The 2762-nt window shown below is 77.2% G+C and carries 3 protein-coding genes; all 3 read right to left on the bottom strand.

The window, feature by feature from the left end; all coding sequences use genetic code 11:
* Positions 1-104 precede the first annotated feature (104 nt).
* Entirely contained in the window at positions 105-956 is an 852-nt protein-coding gene (locus MHY85_RS20740) for an amino acid ABC transporter ATP-binding protein (RefSeq protein WP_239200306.1), read from the bottom strand.
* Positions 953-2041, bottom strand: coding sequence for an amino acid ABC transporter permease (locus MHY85_RS20745; RefSeq protein WP_239200308.1), 1089 nt, complete (start codon positions 2039-2041; stop codon positions 953-955). Before MHY85_RS20745 ends, MHY85_RS20740 begins: the two co-directional genes overlap by 4 nt.
* Positions 2038-2762: GNAT family N-acetyltransferase (locus MHY85_RS20750; protein WP_308191459.1), on the bottom strand; the 725-nt coding region annotated here is incomplete at its 5' end. The genes MHY85_RS20750 and MHY85_RS20745, both read right to left, overlap by 4 nt.

Below are 2762 nucleotides of genomic sequence, written 5' to 3' on the forward strand. Positions count from 1 at the left end.
CCGGCCCCCCCGCCCACCCGCGCCCCCGCGCGTTCCACCACAAGGCCCGCGGACCCGGCCCGCCCCCGGCGCGCGCCCGGAGGCCGCGCCGTGAGCGGGACGGGTCAGCGGACCTTGTCGAGGAACGCGCGGGTGCGCGGGTGGGCGGGGCTGCCGAGCACCTGGGCCGCGGGGCCCTGCTCGACCACGACGCCGTCGTCCATGAACACGACGGTGTCGGCGACGTCGCGGGCGAACGCGACCTCGTGGGTGACGACCACGAGCGTGGTGCCGTCGTGGGCGAGGTCCCGGATCACGCCGAGCACCTCCCCCACCAGCTCGGGGTCGAGGGCGGACGTCGGCTCGTCGAACAGCAGGAGGGCGGGCCGCACCGCGAGCGCGCGGGCGATCGCCACGCGCTGCTGCTGGCCGCCGGAGAGCTGGCGCGGCCGGGCGTCGGCCTTGTCGGACAGCCCCACCCGGGCGAGCAGCGCGCGGGCCTCGGCCTCCACCTGAGCGCGCGGCCGTCCCTGGGCCGAGACGGGCGCCTCGACGACGTTCTCCAGGGCGGTCAGGTGCGGGAACAGGTGGAAGTTCTGGAACACGAACCCGATCCGGGTGCGTTGGCGCAGCACGTCGCGCTCGGTGAGCTCGCGCAGCACCTCGCGGCGGCGCGGGCCCCAGCCGGCGTGCCGGCGGGCGTACCCGATGACCTCGCCGTCCAGCGCGACGAACCCGTGGTCCGGGCGCTCCAGGTGGTTCACCAGGCGCAGCAGGGTCGACTTGCCGGAGCCCGACGGGCCGAGGATCACGGTGACCTCGCCCGGGCGGACCTCCAGGTCGACGCCGCGCAGCACCTCGAGCGTGCCGTACGACTTGGACAGGCCCTCGACCCGGAGGTGGCCGCCGACGGGGCCGCGGGCCGCGACGGGCGCGGCGGCCGGGGCCGCGGCGGGGGCGTTCAGGACGCTGGTCATCGGGTGCCTCCGGTGCGGTCGTCGGTGCGGGCTGCGGTGCGCGAGGTGCGGGTCAGGTGGCCGCGGCGGGCGCCGGCCAGGAACGTCGGCGGCAGGTCCGCGGGCAGCGGGCGCCCGGTCAGCCGGGCGGCGGCGACCGCGACCGTCCAGCGCAGCCGCTGCACCGGGGTCGGCGGCAGGGTGCGCAGCGCGCCGCGGGCGTAGTACCGCTCCAGGTAGTACTGGGCGACGGTCAGCACGGTGGTGGTGAGCAGGTACCAGATCGCCGCGACGATCAGCAGCGGCACCACCCGCTGGTTCCGGCCGTAGATGACGCCGACGGTGTAGAACAGCTCGCCGTAGGCCAGCACGTAGACCACCGACGTGCCCTTCAGGAGCCCGATGATCTCGTTCACCGACGTCGGCACGATGGTCCGCATCGCCTGCGGCAGCACGATCCGCCACTGCTGCCGGCCCCTGGGGATGCCCAGCGCGGCCGCGGCCTCGTGCTGGCCCTGGTCGACGCCGAGGATGCCGGCGCGCACGATCTCGGCGGAGTACGCCGCCTGCGACAGGCCGAGCCCGAGCACCGCGGCGCCGAACTTGTCGACCACGTCGAGGGTGTCGAACCGCAGCCACTCCGGGCCGAACGGGACGCCGAGCGACAGCTGGGGGTAGAGGTAGGCGAGGTTGTACCAGAGCAGCAGCTGCAGGATCAGCGGCACGGACCGGAACACCCAGGAGTACGCCCAGGACACCGACTGCAGCAGCGGGGACCGGGACAGCCGCATCAGGGCCAGCACGGTGCCGAGGCCGAAGCCGATCACCGCCGCGACCGCGGTGAGGCGCACGGTGGCCCACACCCCCTCCAGCACGGACGGCCAGGTGAGGTACTGCGCGACGACGTCCCACTCCCACTGCGGGTTGGTGAGCAGCGAGCTGGCGACCATCGCCAGCAGCACGGCCACGCCGGCGGTGGCGACCCAGCGGCCGGGGTGCCGGGCGGCGACGACGGGCAGGTCGGCGAGGGTCCCGCCGGCGACGTCGGCCGCCGGGCCGGGGGCGGCGCCGGGCGCCGCCGCGGGCGCCGTGGTCGCGGCGCTCACCGGGCGAGCCACTTCTCGAACGCGTGCGGCACGAGGTCGCCGGGGTAGGCGGCGGGCTCGAACAGCGGCGTGTAGCCGGCCGCGAGGTACAGGCCGACGGCCTCCGGCTGCTTCGGGCCGGTGGTCAGGTACACCCGCGGGTAGCCGGCGGCGGCGGCGCGCGCCTCCAGCTCGGCGAGCACCAGGCGGGCCAGGCCGCGGCGGCGGTGCGCCGCGTGGGTCCAGATCCGCTTGAGCTCGGCCGTCGGCACCGCGGGTGCGCCCGCGGTGTCCCGGGCGGCGGGGTCGGCGAGCCGGGCCGGATCGCCGTGCTCCGGCTCCCGGCGGCGGCGGTACGCCCCGCCCGCGACCGGCGCGCCGTCCTCCAGCACGAGCACCAGGGCGCCGTGCGGCGGGGCGAACTCCTCCGCCCCGTGGTGCGCCAGCTCGTCGCGCAGCTCGGCCGGCGTGAGCAGGCCCGCGTACCGGGTGCTGTACTCGTGCGCCAGGCCGTCGAGCAGCGGGCCGACCAGCGGGTCGTGCAGCCGCGCGGCGCGCACGGCGAGCCGCGCCGGGTCGAGCGGGGCAGGGTCCAGCACGGCGGGGTCCAGCACGGCGGGGTCCGGCGCGGCGGGGTGCAGCGCGGTGGGGTGCAGCGCGGTGGGGTGCAGCGCGGTGGGGTCCAGCGGCGCCGGCCGCAGCGGGGTCGTGGTCATCGGGTCACCTCGGGTCGGTCGGTCGG

Source organism: Cellulomonas sp. ACRRI, assembly GCF_022346185.1.
In the GTDB taxonomy this organism is placed as follows: Bacteria; Actinomycetota; Actinomycetes; order Actinomycetales; family Cellulomonadaceae; genus Cellulomonas.

Excerpts from the sequence above, each read along its gene's own strand:
- MHY85_RS20740 (WP_239200306.1), bottom strand. The coding sequence starts at position 956 with ATGACCAGCGTCCTGAACGCCCCCGCCGCGGCCCCGGCCGCCGCGCCC.